Origin of the sequence: Erythrobacter sp. HI0063 (genome assembly GCF_001635685.1) — a bacterium.
Lineage (GTDB): Bacteria > Pseudomonadota > Alphaproteobacteria > Sphingomonadales > Sphingomonadaceae > Qipengyuania.
This window is the reverse complement of sequence record NZ_LWFF01000274.1, coordinates 1-15,062: the sequence shown is the minus strand read 5'-3', so window position 1 is coordinate 15,062 and position 15,062 is coordinate 1. Positions and strand designations below refer to the sequence as shown.

The 15,062-nt window shown below is 63.3% G+C and carries 17 protein-coding genes, 1 tRNA gene and 1 pseudogene; 10 read left to right on the top strand and 9 right to left on the bottom strand.

Annotation, left to right across the window (positions count from 1 at the left end):
• Positions 1–40 precede the first annotated feature (40 nt).
• The 7 genes from A3736_RS16715 (at position 41) to A3736_RS08635 (ending at position 3,417) form a co-directional block, all read left to right on the top strand.
• Entirely contained in the window at positions 41–223 is a 183-nt protein-coding gene (locus A3736_RS16715; protein ID WP_233999328.1) for a YnbE family lipoprotein, read from the top strand.
• 10 nt (positions 224–233) lie between these two features.
• Positions 234–650, top strand: a complete 417-nt coding sequence (locus tag A3736_RS08660) for a YdbL family protein (RefSeq protein ID WP_067681727.1) — start codon at positions 234–236, stop codon at positions 648–650.
• A gap of 181 nt (positions 651–831) precedes the next feature.
• Positions 832–1,152, top strand: coding sequence for an AtpZ/AtpI family protein (locus A3736_RS08655; RefSeq protein ID WP_067681723.1), 321 nt, complete (start codon positions 832–834; stop codon positions 1,150–1,152).
• 54 nt (positions 1,153–1,206) lie between these two features.
• Positions 1,207–1,992 (top strand): F0F1 ATP synthase subunit A, encoded by a 786-nt coding sequence (locus tag A3736_RS08650; protein WP_067681719.1) that lies wholly within the window; start codon positions 1,207–1,209, stop codon positions 1,990–1,992.
• A gap of 32 nt (positions 1,993–2,024) precedes the next feature.
• Complete coding sequence (locus A3736_RS08645; protein WP_067681716.1) at positions 2,025–2,249, top strand: F0F1 ATP synthase subunit C; 225 nt, start codon at positions 2,025–2,027, stop codon at positions 2,247–2,249.
• Between the two features lie 111 nt (positions 2,250–2,360).
• Entirely contained in the window at positions 2,361–2,855 is a 495-nt protein-coding gene (locus tag A3736_RS08640) for an ATPase (RefSeq protein ID WP_067681711.1), read from the top strand.
• Positions 2,848–3,417, top strand: coding sequence for a hypothetical protein (locus A3736_RS08635; protein WP_067681709.1), 570 nt, complete (start codon positions 2,848–2,850; stop codon positions 3,415–3,417). Before A3736_RS08640 ends, A3736_RS08635 begins: the two co-directional genes overlap by 8 nt.
• A gap of 96 nt (positions 3,418–3,513) precedes the next feature.
• Here the strand turns inward: A3736_RS08635 and gloB are convergent.
• The 9 genes and pseudogenes from gloB to A3736_RS08590 form a co-directional block, all read right to left on the bottom strand.
• Positions 3,514–4,268 (bottom strand): annotated as a pseudogene (gloB, locus tag A3736_RS08630) (hydroxyacylglutathione hydrolase).
• Positions 4,269–4,361: 93 nt separating this feature from the next.
• On the bottom strand, positions 4,362–6,068 hold the full coding sequence (gene rpsA, locus A3736_RS08625; RefSeq protein WP_067681707.1) for a 30S ribosomal protein S1: 1,707 nt from the start codon (positions 6,066–6,068) through the stop codon (positions 4,362–4,364).
• A 277-nt stretch (positions 6,069–6,345) separates the two neighbouring features.
• Complete coding sequence (locus A3736_RS08620) at positions 6,346–7,056, bottom strand: phytanoyl-CoA dioxygenase family protein (protein ID WP_067681704.1); 711 nt, start codon at positions 7,054–7,056, stop codon at positions 6,346–6,348.
• The gene (gene accC / locus A3736_RS08615; protein WP_067681701.1) at positions 7,032–8,381 is read right to left on the bottom strand and encodes an acetyl-CoA carboxylase biotin carboxylase subunit; all 1,350 of its coding nucleotides are present in this window, start codon (positions 8,379–8,381) and stop codon (positions 7,032–7,034) included. Before accC ends, A3736_RS08620 begins: the two co-directional genes overlap by 25 nt.
• A 9-nt stretch (positions 8,382–8,390) precedes the next feature.
• Entirely contained in the window at positions 8,391–8,888 is a 498-nt protein-coding gene (accB, locus tag A3736_RS08610; RefSeq protein WP_067681694.1) for an acetyl-CoA carboxylase biotin carboxyl carrier protein, read from the bottom strand.
• A 94-nt stretch (positions 8,889–8,982) separates the two neighbouring features.
• The gene (locus A3736_RS08605; protein WP_067681691.1) at positions 8,983–9,417 is read right to left on the bottom strand and encodes a type II 3-dehydroquinate dehydratase; all 435 of its coding nucleotides are present in this window, start codon (positions 9,415–9,417) and stop codon (positions 8,983–8,985) included.
• A 44-nt stretch (positions 9,418–9,461) separates the two neighbouring features.
• Positions 9,462–9,875: a holin family protein gene (locus A3736_RS08600; RefSeq protein ID WP_067681688.1), complete on the bottom strand. Its 414-nt coding sequence runs from the start codon at positions 9,873–9,875 to the stop codon at positions 9,462–9,464.
• Positions 9,876–9,955: 80 nt separating this feature from the next.
• Positions 9,956–11,809 (bottom strand): diguanylate cyclase, encoded by a 1,854-nt coding sequence (locus A3736_RS08595; RefSeq protein WP_197465560.1) that lies wholly within the window; start codon positions 11,807–11,809, stop codon positions 9,956–9,958.
• 169 nt (positions 11,810–11,978) lie between these two features.
• Positions 11,979–12,055 (bottom strand) — tRNA-Pro (locus tag A3736_RS08590).
• Positions 12,056–12,274: 219 nt separating this feature from the next.
• Between A3736_RS08590 and yajC the strand changes: the two genes are divergently transcribed.
• The 3 genes from yajC to secF form a co-directional block, all read left to right on the top strand.
• On the top strand, positions 12,275–12,598 hold the full coding sequence (gene yajC, locus A3736_RS08585; protein WP_197465559.1) for a preprotein translocase subunit YajC: 324 nt from the start codon (positions 12,275–12,277) through the stop codon (positions 12,596–12,598).
• Between the two features lie 16 nt (positions 12,599–12,614).
• Positions 12,615–14,213, top strand: a complete 1,599-nt coding sequence (gene secD / locus A3736_RS08580; RefSeq protein ID WP_067681682.1) for a protein translocase subunit SecD — start codon at positions 12,615–12,617, stop codon at positions 14,211–14,213.
• Positions 14,214–14,226: 13 nt separating this feature from the next.
• Positions 14,227–15,062, top strand: an 836-nt coding sequence (gene secF / locus A3736_RS08575; protein ID WP_067681679.1) for a protein translocase subunit SecF, incomplete at its 3' end; no start/stop codon positions are given.

The following is a 15,062-nucleotide window of genomic DNA, read 5'->3' as shown; positions in this document are numbered from 1 at the left end:
AGGGAGCGCTATGAGCCGACCATATCTTCGGACCAAAGGAGTGCCGTCACCTCTGGTGCTCGGGGCACTGGCGGCGCTGGTCGCATTGCCCGGCTGCATAACGGTGAATGCGCCCGAGGAACCGATCGTGATCGAATTGAACGTCAATATCCGGCAGGAGGTGATCTATCGCCTGGCCGAGGATGCGGGCAATACGATCGACGAGAATGCCGATATCTTCTAGGATCAGCACCATGACCATTCGACCGAACCAATCCGCACGCACCTTCGCCCGTAACGCCGCCTTCGCCCTCGTCGCCGGTGCCACCGCGCTCGGCGGCATCGCGGCGCCTGCTTTCGCGCAGCGCGATCCGGCCTATGCCTCGGCCCGCGCCTCGGGCGAAGTGGGTGAGAAGATGGACGGCTATATCGGCATCGTCGGCGCGGAAACGCCCGCGCTGCGGCGCATCGTCAACGACATCAATATCAAGCGCCGCGCGGTCTATTCGGAAAAAGCGCAGGCCGCCCGCGCCACGCTGGAAGAATACGCCTTTGCCGCCGGATGCCAGGCGATCCTCAAGACATCTCCGGGCGAGAAATACCAGGCGCCCGACGGCAGCTGGGCGACGCGCGGCTCCGGCGCGCCCCAGCGCGACGCGCGCTGTCCGTAACCGACACGTACGGGACCGCATTTTATGCAGTCCCGTGCTTAACTGTACCGGCCGCGAGCGGCTTGGTGCTCCCATTTCCCTCCCCCTTCGTGTTGACTCGCAGATACCCCCCGCCTAAGGGGGCGGCGCCCTCGGCGGGCACCTCATTGCCTGTGCCGCGCGATCCGTTAAGGAGGCTGGCATGAGCGACGAGAAACCCGCACGGGAACCCATTGGCGAAGATGCGCGGATCGACGCGCTCGAGGAGCGGCTCAAGGTCGCACGCGAGCGTGAAGACAAACGCAACAAGCCACAGGTGAAGGGGGCCGATGCGAGCTATCGCAGCGGCAACCGCGTCCTGGCCGATTTGCTCGGCGGTGTTCTCGGAGGCCTGGTGCTCGGTTGGCTGGTGGACTGGCTGGCGGGCACTGCGCCATGGGGTCTGTTGGTCGGATTGTTCCTCGGGATAATCGTGGCCTTCAGGAATATCTTCCGATCGGCGAACCGGCCGCCGGAAGTCTGATCTCGCTTCGCGGGGGCAGGCGTCGAGACCGCAGGACTAGGGATACACAGAGACGTGGCACAATCGGCCAAGGTCGACCCGATGCACCAGTTCACGATCGAGCCGCTTGCCGGCACGGAGAACTGGGAGCTGGCAGGCTTCAATATCGCCTTCACCAACAGCGCGTTGTGGATGCTGATCACCGTCGTGGTGCTCGGTATCTTCGTCGCGGGCGGCATGCGTCGCCAGGTGGTGCCAGGCCGCTGGCAGATGATGGTCGAAAGCTTCACCGGCTTCATCGACGACATGCTGGAAGCCAATATCGGCAAGGCGGGGCGCAAATACGTGCCTTACGTCTTCAGCCTGTTCATGTTCATCCTGTTCGCCAACGTGCTCGGCCTTCTGCCGCTCGGCGTCGTCGGCCTGCATCCTTTCACATTCACCAGCCACTTCACCGTGACCGGCATTCTCGCCGTGATCTCGTTCACGATCGTGCTGGCAGTCGGCTTCTGGAAGCATGGCTTCCACTTCTTCAGCCTGTTCGTGCCGCACGGCACGCCCTGGCCGATGATCCCGATCATCGCGCCGATCGAGCTGATCAGCTTCATGGTCCGCCCGTTCAGCCTCGCTCTGCGTCTGTTCGTGGCGATGATGGCCGGGCACGTCCTTCTGGAAGTGCTGTCCAGCTTCGTGATTTCGGGTGGCAATGCCGGCCCGCTCTACGGGGTCGCCATCGGCATCCCCAGCATGGTTCTGATGATCGCGATCTGCGCGCTCGAACTGCTGGTGGCCGGTATCCAGGCCTACGTCTTCGCCCTTCTGACGTCGCTTTACATCAACGACGCCGAAAACCTTCACTAACCACCTGTTTCATACGTCAAGGAGTTTACATCATGGAAGCTGAAGCCGCCAAGCTCATGGGTGCGGGTCTCGCCGCGATCGGTTGCGGCCTCGCCGCTATCGGTGTGGGTAACGTGTTCGCCAAGTTCCTCGAAGGTGCGCTGCGCAATCCCGGCGCCGCCGACAGCCAGCAGGGCCGTCTCTTCATCGGTTTCGCCGGTGCCGAGCTTCTGGGCCTGCTGTCCTTCGTCATCGCCGCCCTGCTGATCTTCCAGTAAGGCGGACGCGTCGAGCCCTCGGGGAGGGCGGGTGTCATCCCGCTCCCCCAGGGCCCGCCGCTCGAATTTTTCGCAGTTGCCCCAACGGCCTTCTATCAGCGAGTTGCGTGAATGCCTCAGATAGCCCAACTTGCCGAAACCTGGTCGAGCCAGATCTTCTGGCTGCTGGTGTTCTTCGGCATCACCTTCTTCTTCATCGGGCGGCTGATGGTGCCGCGCGTGATGGAAACCGTCGCCCTGCGCGACAAGCAGATCGGTGACGATCTCGCCGCGGCGCAGGCCGCGCGCGACGCTGCCGACGAGCGGGAAGAGGCCTGGCGGGCTCGCGAAAACGAGAATCGTGCCGCCGCCCAGGCGCTGATCGCCAAGGCGAAGAGCGATGCCGCTCTCGCCAACGAGAAAAAGCTCGCCGAGGCGCAGGCTCGCCTGGACGCGCGTCTCTCGGAAGCCGAACAGCGCATCGCCGCCTCGCGCGACGAAGCCATGGGCGAAATCCAAACCGTCGCCGCCGAAGCGGCGCAGGACATCGTCCAGCGCCTCGCCGGGATCAAGGTGACCAAGCCCACCGCGAACAAGGCGGTCAAGGAGGCCATGATCCATGGCTAACGCACCGCAGGTCTTCGCCACCGAATCCGCCGAAGCATTCATCGAAGAAGGTCATGGCGGCGCTCCGACGCATGTCGAACCCGAACTGCTGGGCCTTGCGCCTTTCCAGTGGGTCTCGATCGCAATGCTGATCCTGTTCCTGATCGCCTTCTTCGGCGCCAAGGTTCACAAGACTATCGCCGGCGGGCTCGATGGCCGCATCGCCGCGATCAAGGAACAGCTCGACGAGGCCAAGGCGCTTCGCCACGAGGCGGAAACGCTGCGCGACGAGTACGCCAAGCGGATCGCGTCTGCGGAAAAAGACGCGGAAACCATGCTCGAAACGGCGCGGAACGAAGCGGACACGATCGTCGCCAAGGCGGAAGCCGACGGACAAGCAATGGTGGAACGCCGCCAGCGCATGGCCGAAGACAAGATCGCCGCTGCGGAGCGTGAGGCGATCGCCGACGTGCGCAACCGCGCCGCCATCGCCGCTACGGCGGCCAGCCGGAAACTGATCGCGGAAAAGCATGATGCGGAAGCGGACCGCTCGCTGGCGGATCAGCTGATCGCCGGGATCTGAACCGACGCGAAAACGCTTTGAAATTTAAGGAAGAGGGCGGCCCAAGGGTCGCCCTTTTTCGTTTGGTGCACGGTGACGGATGCGCTCGCCGAGTCGCTAGAAACCGTCCTTCGCCTTGCGCAGCGCCGCGAAGGTCTCGGCGGCGCTGCTGCCGCCCCAGCGAGCCTGCATGTCGGCATCGTCGGCGCGTAGGAAAGGGTTCGTCTCCAATTCGCGCGCCAAGCCCATCGGCACGGTCGGTTCGCCCCGCTCGCGTTTGTCGGCGATCTCGGCGGCATAGTCTTGCAGTGCGGCATTGTCGGGATCGGCGTGAAGCGCGAATTTAGCGTTGGCTGCCGTATATTCGTGCGCGCAATAGAGAGTCGTTTTGGCGGTAGCGCCTTAATCCGCTGGAGGCTCTGCCAGAACTGTCCGGCCTCGCCTTCGAACATCCGCCCGCAGCCAAGGGCGAACACGCTGTCGCCGACGAAGGCGATATCGTCCTGCGGCAGATGATAGGCGATGTGGCCGTTGGTGTGGCCGGAAACGTCGATCACGCGCGCTTCGTGCGATCCGATGGAGACGGTGTCGCCGTGCTTAATTTCCGTGTCGATCGCGCTCAGCTTCGCGACCTCGGCGGGCGCGACGATCTTGGCGCCGGTCGCCTTCGCCACCGTCTCGTTTCCGCCGGCATGGTCGGGATGCCAGTGGGTGTTCCAGATCTGCGTGATCGTCCATCCCTTGGCATCAGCCTCTTCGAGACACCTATCGCCATCGGGCGTATCGATCGCGACCGTTTCGCCGCTGTCGGGATCGTGGAGGAGAAATCCGTAATTGTCGGACAGGCAGAGGAATTGGTGGATCTGGAGCATGGCACCAACCTAGGGAGCCGCGCCGGACAAGAAAAGGCCCGCCTGCGCGATCCGCAGGCGGGCCTTTCTTAGTTCATCCGAAGATGGAAGCGCTTAGTCTTCCTTCTTCTTCAGCGCTTCGCCGAGGATGTCGCCCAGCGATGCGCCGCTGTCGGCACTGCCGAACTGCGCAACCGCTTCCTTCTCTTCGGCGATCTGGTGCGCCTTGATCGAGAAGGTGGGCTTCTTCGAACGATCGAAGCCGGTGACCATCGCATCGACCTTGGCACCGGTCTGGAAGCGGTCCGAACGCTGCTCGTCGCGGTCGCGGCCGAGGTCCGAACGCTTGATGAAGCCGGTCGCGCCATCGTCGCCGACCTGCACTTCGAGGCCGCCATCGCGGACTTCGAGCACGGTCACGGTGACGACCTGACCCTTGCGCAGCGCACCCGAATCGGTGCCGTCTGCCGACGGAGCACCCTTTTCGAGCTGCTTCATGCCGAGGCTGATGCGTTCCTTGTCGATGTCGACATCGAGCACGACCGCTTCGACCTGCTCACCCTTGCGGTGAAGCGCCAGCGCGTCTTCGCCCGAAATGCCCCATGCGATGTCGGACATGTGGACCATGCCGTCGACGTCGCCCGGAAGACCGACGAACAGGCCGAATTCGGTGGCGTTCTTGACTTCGCCTTCGACCTTGCTGCCGACGGGATGCGCTTCGGCGAATTCTTCCCACGGATTGCGCTGAGCCTGCTTGAGGCCGAGCGAAATGCGGCGCTTTTCGCTGTCCACTTCCAGCACCATCACTTCGACTTCCTGCGAGGTCGAGACGATCTTGCCGGGATGGACGTTCTTCTTGGTCCAGCTCATTTCGGACACGTGCACCAGGCCTTCGATGCCCGGCTCGATTTCCACGAACGCGCCGTATTCGGTGATGTTGGTGACGGTGCCCGTCAGCTTCATGCCGACCGGATACTTCGCCGCAACGCCATCCCACGGATCGCTTTCCAGCTGCTTCATGCCGAGGCTGATGCGCTGGGTGTCTTCGTTGATGCGAATGATCTGGACGGTTACGGTCTGGCCGATCTCGATCATTTCGCTGGGGTGGTTGACCCGCTTGTAGCTCATGTCGGTGACGTGCAGCAGGCCGTCGATACCGCCGAGGTCGACGAAGGCGCCGTAATCGGTGATGTTCTTGACGACGCCGTCGATCACCTGGCCTTCGGTCAGGTCGTTGATCAGCTCGCTGCGCTGTTCGGCGCGGGTTTCTTCCAGCACGGCGCGGCGCGAGACCACGATATTGCCGCGGCGGCGGTCCATCTTGAGGATCTGGAAGGGCTGGGCCATGTCCATCAGCGGGGTGACGTCGCGCACGGGGCGGATGTCGACCTGCGAACCGGGCAGGAACGCCACGGCGCCGTCGAGATCGACGGTGAAGCCGCCCTTGACGCGGCCGAAGATGCGGCCTTCGACGCGCTTGCCTTCGCCGAATTCGCTTTCCAGCTTGTCCCACGCGGCTTCGCGGCGGGCGCGGTCGCGCGACAGCATGGCTTCGCCGTCGGCGTTCTCGACCCGGTCGACGAAGACTTCGACTTCGCTGCCGACGGTCAGGCTGTGCGCGTCTTCACCGCGCATGAATTCCTTGAGATCGACGCGGCCTTCGCTCTTGAGGCCGACATCGATGAGCGCCATGCCGTTTTCGATGGCGGTGACGGTGCCCTTGACGACGCGGCCTTCGAAGCCGCCTTCATCGGCAGCGCCGAGCTGCTCGTCGAGCATGGCGGCGAAATCGTCACGGGTGGGATTGGCTGCAGTTGCCATAAGGTAGGATATTCCTATCGTTCGTTTTGCTACCGGCCACCGGTTTTCCCGGGGTCTTTCCCGCCAGCCGCGCACCATTGCGGGCCATACGGAGCAAGAGGGCCGTATTCTCCGCCAGGCCGAATGCCGGGCGAAGGTCCTGCGAGAATCCAAAGGAGTACGAGAACGGGCGCGCGCCTAAGCGAAAACGGCGAAGAAAGCAAGCTTTTGCGAGGGGAGCGACAGCCGACGCGAATCTGTTCCACCTAGGAGAAGAACGCGTCGGCGGTGATGTCGTCTACGACGGGCCACCCTCAGCCTCGCCTTGGTCGTAGAACCAACTCAACCCATCAGGCAGATCGTCGCCCGAATAATCCACCTGCAGAACCCGCCTCCGTCTTCCGTTCGCGGCTCTGTCGGAAGCGTGGAGGATGGGCGTGCGGTAGACCCAGACGTCGCCCGCATCGGCCAGACAGTCGTGTATTTCGGACCGCTTCACGTGGGCCAGGATATCGCTTTCCGCAATCAAACCGATGGCATGGCTTCCGAGCGCAATCCGCAAGGGCGCGTTCTCGGCATCGACGGCATCGATATGGATGCGCACGGTCAGCATCCGGGCGAGGAGATCGAACGGCGGCTCAACATGGGGCATGCCCTGCTTCACCGTCCAGGGGCCGAAGCCGGTCAGATCGACACGCCGTTCCACACAAATCGTGCGATCCTGATGCCAGCCGAGGGACCAGTTCGCACCGTCGGTCTTGTCGAAAGCGATCACGCGAACGGGGCGGCTTGTCGGCCCGAGAAGACGCGACGCGATCTTGCCTATCGGACCGGAGCGACCAAGAACGCTTTCCAGCCCCGTAAGGCATTTGATCCGCCGTCCGGGCGATGGGCCCTGCGCGAAAGCGCAAGCGAGCGTGTCGAGAAAGCCAGCTGCCGCGCCGTGATGGAGCGCCGCTCCATCACGGTCGAGCTCGAGCTTGCTCAGCCTTCCCGCTCTTGCAGCCATTCCTCGAGCCACTTGATCGAATAGTCGCCGCTCTGCACGTCGGCTTGCTGGATCAGTTCCTGATGCAGCGGAATCGAGGTCTTGACCCCTTCGATCACCATTTCCTCCAGCGCGCGGCGCAGGCGCATCATGCATTTCTCGCGTGACCGGCCATAGACGATCAGCTTCGCGATCATGCTGTCGTAATAGGGCGGCACGCGATAGCCCGCATAGAGGCCGCTATCGACGCGCACATGCATTCCGCCCGCCGCGTGATAATAGTCGATCTTGCCGGGGCTGGGCGCGAAGGTGAACGGGTCTTCGGCGTTGATGCGGCATTCGATGGCATGGCCTGAAAAGCGGATCTCGTCCTGCTTGCAGGAGAGCGCCTTGCCGTCGGCGATGCGGATCTGTTCGCGCACCAGATCGATCCCGGTAATCATTTCGGTGACCGGGTGTTCGACCTGGAGCCGGGTGTTCATCTCGATGAAGTAGAACTCGCCGTTTTCCCACAGGAATTCGATCGTGCCTGCGCCGCGATAGGCCATGTCGCGCATGGCTTGCGCGCAGATTTCGCCCATCCGGTCGCGCTCTTCGGTCGAAAGGACGGGCGAGGGCGCTTCTTCGAGCACTTTCTGGTGGCGGCGCTGGAGCGAACAATCGCGCTCGCCCAGATGGATCGCGGCGCCATTGCCGTCGCCGAAGACCTGGAATTCGATGTGGCGCGGATTGCCGAGATATTTCTCGATATAGACGGTGGCGTCGCCGAAGGCTGCCTTCGCCTCGCTGCCCGCTTGCTTCATCAGGGTTTCGAGCTGGTCTTCTTCGGCGCAGACCTTCATCCCGCGCCCGCCGCCGCCGCTCGCCGCCTTGATGATGACGGGGTATCCGATCTCGGCGGCGATCTTTTTCGCCTCGTCATAATCGGACACCGCGCCGTCCGAACCGGGGACCAGCGGCAGGCCGAGGGCGCCTGCGGTGCGCTTGGCCTCCACCTTGTCGCCCATCGTGCGGATATGTTCGGGCTTGGGACCGATCCACTTGATTTCGTGCGCTTCGACGATCTCGGCGAATTTGGCGTTTTCGGACAGGAATCCATAGCCGGGATGAATCGCATCGGCCTGGCTGATTTCCGCCGCCGAGATGATGTTCGCGATATTGAGATAGCTGTCCGTCGCGCTCGGCGGGCCGATGCAGACCGCGTGATCGGCCAGGCGCACATGCATGGCGTCGGCATCGGCGGTGGAGTGGACCGCCACCGTCTCGATACCCATTTCATGCGCGGCGCGGTGGATGCGGAGCGCGATTTCGCCGCGATTGGCGATCAGGATGCGTTTGATAGTCACGCCGACGCCTTACCCGATGACGACAAGCGGCTGGTCGAATTCGACCGGCTGGGCGTTCTCGATCAGGATCGCCTTGACCGTGCCGGACTTGTCGGCGGCGATCGGGTTCATCACCTTCATCGCTTCGACGATCACCAGCGTATCGCCTTCCTTCACACTGTCGCCGACCTTGACGAAGTCGGGCGCGCCGGGCTCGGGCGCGAGATAGGCGGTGCCTACCATCGGCGATTTGAGCGCGCCGGCCGTGTCGGGCAGCGCCGGTTCGACGGCGGGGGCCGGAGCGGCGGCCGGGGCGGGCGCGGCCTGCGGTGCGGGAGCCGGAGCGGCCGCCACCGGGGCGGCGGCGGGCGCGTATCCGCCGCGCGCGACACGCACCTTGCGGTCGTTGTCCTCGACTTCGATTTCGGTCAGACCGGTCTCGGCGAGCAGTTCTGCCAGCTCGCGAACCAGATCGATATCGACGTTCATGCCGGATTTGGAACCGGCGGTGCCTTTGCGTTCGGCCATGGGAACCCTTGTTCTGTGGATCGGGCGCCTATGCTACCCCGATCGCCGCAAGGCAAGGGGGCGGGGCTGCGCGTAACGCCACGAATGGGGATCCTCAGAGCGCGGCGGCCTTGTCCAGAGCGACGAGATAGCCCTTGGCGCCCAATCCCTTGACCACATCCACCGCGCCGGGTTCGACATAGGAATGGTGGCGAAACGCCTCGCGCGTGGAGGGGTCCGACAGATGCACTTCGATCACCGGAACGCTGATCGCTTTGATGGCATCGAGCAGAGCAACGGAAGTGTGCGTGTAGGCCGCCGCATTCAGAAGGACCGCCTTCGCGCCCGCCGCGTGCGCCTCGTGCAGCCAGTCCACCAGCACGCCTTCGTGGTTGGTCTGGCGGAAATCCACTGCGAGGCCGAGTTCGGCGGCGCGCGCCTGTGCCATGGTGCGGATATCTTCGAGGGTGTCCGAACCGTAGATTTCCGGCTCGCGCGTGCCGAGAAGGTTGAGATTGGGGCCGTTGAGAATGAAGACGGTGGCAGTCATGCGGCGGTTCCTATCGCAGCGTCGTTCTTTCGGGAAGCGCGGCGTCAGCGATCCACGCCCCTGACCTTTCCCCACTGGCGCGCGGCGGTGTAACCGAGATAGCCGGTGCCGAAGAGCGCGTAGAGCGGTTCGGGCAGGCCGCCGAGATAGGCGTTCATCCCCGCCGCGATATTCCGTGCGGTATCGGGCGACAGGGCCGCGATCACACCCATGGGGAGCGCCCACAGGATGAGGATGTAAATGACATAGAGAAAGGATGGTCGCGCGCGGCTGGTCCACGGATCGTGCGATTGCGCTTCGGCGAGGATGGCGGAAAGGCGCGTCTCGATCACGCGCAATTCCTGCGTCCCTTCCAGTGCGAGCAATTCGAGCTTCGCCCTGGCGCGCGCCTCCTTGTCGGGAATGAGCTTGTCGATCAGCGAGGCGAGGGGGCCGATCAGCGATTCGACGAGGGGCATGGCGCTTACTCCGGTTCGAGAAAGCGCACTGGCTAACCAAATCGGTTAGTGTAGGACAGCGGAATCTGTCGATATCAGCTTTAGCGCCGGGAAGCCGAGATCAGTTTCGCCGCCTTTTCGATCGAACCGTCCCGATCGGCGATGGTCAGTCGATTGCGGCCCGAGCGCTTCGATTCGTAAAGCGCCGTATCGGCCGCGTGGAGAAGGCTGGTTTCATCGTATCCGAACTGGCACATCGCAACGCCGAGGCTGATGGTGACGCCATCGAGCTTCGCGATCTTGGGCCAATCCAGTTCCTCGCACTCGCGGCGCAGTCTTTCGCCGATATGAGCCGCCGTTTCGGCCGATGCGGAGGGGAGGATCGCGAGAAACTCCTCGCCGCCCAGACGGCCGAAAAGATCGCCTTTCCTGAGCGTCGTCGATCCCAGATTGGCCAGCCGCTTGAGCACCTCGTCACCCACCGCGTGGCCGAACCGGTCGTTGATCGATTTGAAATGATCGACATCGATCATCAGGATCGACAAGTCGGTGTGTTCCCGCTCGGACCTCGCGATCTCGCGGCCCAGCGTGTCGAGCAATTTGCGCCGGTTCGCGATTCCCGTGAGCTGATCGGTTTCGGACAGCCGTTGGGATTTCTGCGCCAGTGCCTCGGCCCGTTCCTTCTCGACGGCGAGCTGCCGCAGCGCGGTGACATGGTTCGTCACATCCTTGAGAACGCCGAAGATCGCGACGACTTTCCCGTTTTCGATTTCCACGTCCCCGGCGGATTCGATGTACCGGCTCTCGCCTTGCGCGTTCAGAATGCGAGCGGCCAGAGTGAACGGCTGCCGGTCCAGAACAGCCTTTTTCAAGGTCTCGCGGACATGCCCTTCGAGCTCTTCGACGATGGATCCGTGCTCCAGATTACGCGCGCGGTCCACTTTCGGATCGAGGCCGTAAATGGCGAGCATGCCGTCGGACCATTGGCTCGTATTGGTCCTGAGGCAATATCGCCAATGGCCGACATGGGCAAAGGCCTGCGCGGCGTCGTGCTGAGCCTTGCGCAGTTCGATCTCCGCCATCTGCGCGCGGGATCTGGCGAGCAGGGCCGCCGGCGGCAGGGACGATGCGAAGATCGTCAGCAGATAGAATTGCGTGAAGTAGATCTTCTGGAGTGGATCGGACACGAAGGTGATCGGGCTGGTTCCGACGATCAGGGATATTGTCGCCGCGATCGTGATCGCGCAGATCATGACGAGCGCTCCGGCCACACCGGCAATGAAGGTCACGAAGACGATCGCCACGACCGGCAGGAACAGAAGCGGATAGTCGGTTTGTCCGAAAGTCGCCACGATGGAGACGGTCGCGAACAGGCCTGCAGCCAGGATCTTTCGCCTGTCGAACGCAATCCTAGTCCGATCCGACACGGTGTGGACGCCGGTCACTATGACCGGGGCAACGATCAGCATGCCCAGAAACACGGTCTTGAACCAGGAATAGAGAAAGGTCGGGCTGTCGATCGCGCCTGTCGCGACCGAAGCGATGAGTGCGCTCGCCGCGGACGCACAGACCGAAGCGATAACGAAGCGGGCGATCCATCTCGGATCATCGAAGCGGCCGCATCTGCCATCCAGCCCGCAGGCGATCGCCACCGCGATGGCACCTTCCAAGACATTCGCGAGCGTCAATCCCGCAGCTATGGCGAAAGTGGCTCCGAAGGCCATATTGACGGCCATGCTCACAGGCGCGATCAACGCCAGCAGCAGCAGGCGTGACTGCCTCGTCGACAGCAACAGGCCTGCGAACAAAACGCCGCTGGACGGCCAGATGAGGGCGATACCATGCTCGGTCTGCGTCGTCGCCAGCGAGAACGCGGCGAAAACCGCATAGAGGCCTGCGAACACGACAGGGATCAGCCATACGGGGGCTGGGCTGGCTCTTCGGGCGCGGAACATGGGCCCTGCGATTAAAGACGCAGACTTAAATAAAGGTGACCCTTCTGGAATTTTAACCAAGCAAAGGCCCGTGAGACCAGGCGAGAGCGTGCGCGGAACGGAATTAACCTGCATCCCGAAGTCGCGGTGCTTCCCGGTCGCTGAGCCGTCGAATGGAGAGAATTTCCACTGGTCGGGACGACAGGATTCGAACCTGCGACCCCCACACCCCCAGTGTGATGCGCTACCAGGCTGCGCTACGTCCCGAAACCAGTGGAGGGCGGCCCTATAGGTGGGGGTTTGCGCGAAGGCAAGCGCCGATCCACGGTTCGCTTGCAGCTGCGCTCGCTCCGGCTTTGCAAGCCTGCCCAATACTGCTACGCGCCGCCGCATTGCCGCCGGGGCGCGGCGTCGGGATGTCTTGATTCCGGCACGCGCCACCCCAAGTGCGGCCCCACGGATCGTATCATTACAGGCAGTATACCGATGCTTTACATGTTAGGCGCAGCCACCGGCGCCGCGCCGCCGCCCGCCTGGATCAGCTGGCTGCCGATCGTCGGCATGATCCTGATCTTCTGGTTCCTGATCATCCGCCCACAGATGAAGCAGCAGAAGGCGCATCAGCAGAAAATCGCCGGTCTCAAGCGCGGGGACGAGGTCGTCACCGCAGGCGGACTGGTCGGCAAGGTTACCAAGATCGACGAAAACTACGCCGAGCTCGAAATCAGCAAGGGCGTGAAGGTCCGCGCGGTCAAGAGCACGATCGGCGATGTGATTTCGCCCACCGCCGCCGCACCCGCGAACGATTGAGCGGGCGCGCCTGACAATGCTCGATTTTCCGACCTGGAAAAAGACCTGGCTGTGGCTGATCACGGCCGTCGCCATTTTCGCCGCGCTGCCTTCGCTGGTGTCCATGACCAGCGCGAAATGGCCCGAGGCGCTGCCCGATCCGACCGTCAATCTCGGCCTGGACCTTGCCGGCGGCAGCCACATCCTGCTGGAAGCCGAACCGAGCCAGGTCGCGGCGCAGCGGCTCGAAAACCTCGAGGAAGCGGTTCGCACCGCTTTGCGTCAGGCCGAACCGCGCATCCGCATCGGCGACGTATCCACTGCCGACGGGCGGTTGACCTTCATGGTCGAGGATATGGGCGAGGTCGATCGGGCGCGTGAAATCCTTCTCCCGCTCGTGAACGGCAACGGCCTGGTCCGCGAATGGGATCTGTCGATGGTGGACGAGACGCGTTTCGTCCTCGTGCCGACCGAACAGGGCCTGGAACAGGCCGTGACCGACGCGATGGACAGCGCCACCGAAGTCGTGCGCAAGCGCATCGACTCGCTGGGCACGCGCGAGCCGACGATCATTCGCCAGGGCGATACCCGCATCGTCGTGCAGGTGCCGGGCCTTCAGGATCCCGACGCGCTCAAGGAATTGCTCGGCCAGACGGCGCGGCTCGAATTCAAGCTGGTGGATCAGACCGCGCTGCCGAGCGATGTCGCGGCGGGCGTTGCGCCTCCGGGCAGCGAGATCGTTCCCTTCGCCGACACCACTGCGCAGGCGGGCACGTCGCTTGCCGTCAGGCGGTTGGGCGGCATTCGCGGCGACAATCTCGTCGGCGCGCAGCAGACTTTCGATCCGCAGACCAACGAGCCGGTCGTCTCGATCACCTTCGACCAGCAGGGCGGCGCGCGCTTCGCCAATCTGACGCGCGAAAACGTCAACAAGCCCTTCGCGATCATTCTCGATGGCAAGGTGCTCTCCGCACCCAATATCAACGAGCCGATCCTTGGCGGCAGCGCTTCGATTTCAGGCGGCTTTACCACCGAGACGGCCAATAATCTCGCGATCTCGCTGCGCTCCGGCGCGCTGCCGGTCGATCTGGCTGTGATCGAGGAGCGCACGGTCGGCCCCGACCTCGGCGCCGATTCGATCCGTTCGGGCCTGCTCGCGATGACGATCGGTTCGGTCGCGGTGATCGTGCTGATGATCGTCACCTATGGCCGCTTCGGAATCTACGCGACGGCGGCTCTGGTCATCAACGTGCTGATGATCCTCGGCATCATGGCGGCGCTCAACACGACGCTGACGCTGCCGGGCATCGCCGGTTTCGTTCTCACCATCGGTGCGGCGGTGGACGCCAACGTTCTGATCAACGAACGCATTCGCGAAGAGCGAAAGCGCGGGCGGCGCGTGGTTGCCGCTGTGGAAACCGGGTACAAGGAAGCGAGCCGCGCGATTTACGATGCGAACGTCACCAATTTCATCGCCGGGGTGCTGCTGTTCCTGTTCGGATCGGGCCCGATCCGCGGCTTCGCGGTAGTGCTCGTGATCGGCCTGTTCACCAGCGTGTTCACCGCGGTGACGCTGACCCGCATGTGGGTCGCAGGATGGCTGCGCAAGGCGCGCCCCAGCGACTTGAATCTTTGAGGAGGCGAGACCCATGAAACTTCTGAAGCTCGTCCCCGACGATACCAATATCGCCTTCCTCAAATGGCGCATTCCGTTCTTCGTGGTCAGCCTGGTGCTGATCGCGGCGAGCTGGGCGCTGGTGGCCGTCAACGGCCTCAATTACGGCGTCGACTTCGCCGGTGGGCAGGAAATTCGCGCGACTTTCGTGGGCGAGGAAGAAGCGCCCGTGGCCGAAATCCGCGACACGGTCGGATCGCTCGAGGATGTCGAGAATCCGGTGATCCAGCGCTTCGGCGCGCCCAATCAGATTTCGATCCGCGTAAAGCTTCCACCCGAGGCGGAGGGCGACAAGGAATTCGCCGATCGCGTGTCGCAGGAAATCACCACCGCACTCGAAGAGGGCCATCCCAATGTCCGCATCGACGGCGTGGATTCGGTTAGCGGCAAGGTTTCCGGCGAATTTCGCGACGATGCGGTCTGGGCGCTGATCGCCGCCATGCTGGCCGTAGCGCTCTACATCTGGATCCGCTTCGAATGGCAGTTCGGCGTGGGCGGCCTGTTCGCGCTGTTCCACGACGTGTCGTTGACGCTGGGTATGTTCGCGCTGTTCCAGCTCGAATTCAGCCTCCAGATCATCGCGGCGATTCTCGCGATCATCGGTTATTCGCTGAACGATACGATCGTCGTTTACGACCGCATCCGCGAGAACCTGAAGAAATACCGCAAGATGCCGCTGCCCGAATTGCTCGACCTGTCGGTGAACGAGACGCTGGCCCGCACGGTCATGACCTCGCTGACGCTGCTGGTCGCTCTGGTGCCGCTGCTGCTGTTCGGACCGGAAAGCCTGTTCGGCCTCGTCGCGGCGAT

What these genes read in the sequence shown, in the direction of transcription:
- A3736_RS08660 (WP_067681727.1), top strand. Translation starts at nt 234, where the DNA reads ATGACCATTCGACCGAACCAATCCGCACGCACCTTCGCCCGTAACGCC.
- A3736_RS08655 (WP_067681723.1), top strand. Translation starts at nt 832, where the DNA reads ATGAGCGACGAGAAACCCGCACGGGAACCCATTGGCGAAGATGCGCGG.
- A3736_RS08645 (WP_067681716.1), top strand. Translation starts at nt 2,025, where the DNA reads ATGGAAGCTGAAGCCGCCAAGCTCATGGGTGCGGGTCTCGCCGCGATC.
- A3736_RS08640 (WP_067681711.1), top strand. Translation starts at nt 2,361, where the DNA reads ATGCCTCAGATAGCCCAACTTGCCGAAACCTGGTCGAGCCAGATCTTC.
- A3736_RS08635 (WP_067681709.1), top strand. Translation starts at nt 2,848, where the DNA reads ATGGCTAACGCACCGCAGGTCTTCGCCACCGAATCCGCCGAAGCATTC.
- rpsA (WP_067681707.1), bottom strand. Translation starts at nt 6,068, where the DNA reads ATGGCAACTGCAGCCAATCCCACCCGTGACGATTTCGCCGCCATGCTC.
- A3736_RS08620 (WP_067681704.1), bottom strand. Translation starts at nt 7,056, where the DNA reads ATGGCTGCAAGAGCGGGAAGGCTGAGCAAGCTCGAGCTCGACCGTGAT.
- accB (WP_067681694.1), bottom strand. Translation starts at nt 8,888, where the DNA reads ATGGCCGAACGCAAAGGCACCGCCGGTTCCAAATCCGGCATGAACGTC.
- A3736_RS08605 (WP_067681691.1), bottom strand. Translation starts at nt 9,417, where the DNA reads ATGACTGCCACCGTCTTCATTCTCAACGGCCCCAATCTCAACCTTCTC.
- A3736_RS08600 (WP_067681688.1), bottom strand. Translation starts at nt 9,875, where the DNA reads ATGCCCCTCGTCGAATCGCTGATCGGCCCCCTCGCCTCGCTGATCGAC.
- A3736_RS08595 (WP_197465560.1), bottom strand. Translation starts at nt 11,809, where the DNA reads ATGTTCCGCGCCCGAAGAGCCAGCCCAGCCCCCGTATGGCTGATCCCT.
- yajC (WP_197465559.1), top strand. Translation starts at nt 12,275, where the DNA reads ATGCTTTACATGTTAGGCGCAGCCACCGGCGCCGCGCCGCCGCCCGCC.
- secD (WP_067681682.1), top strand. Translation starts at nt 12,615, where the DNA reads ATGCTCGATTTTCCGACCTGGAAAAAGACCTGGCTGTGGCTGATCACG.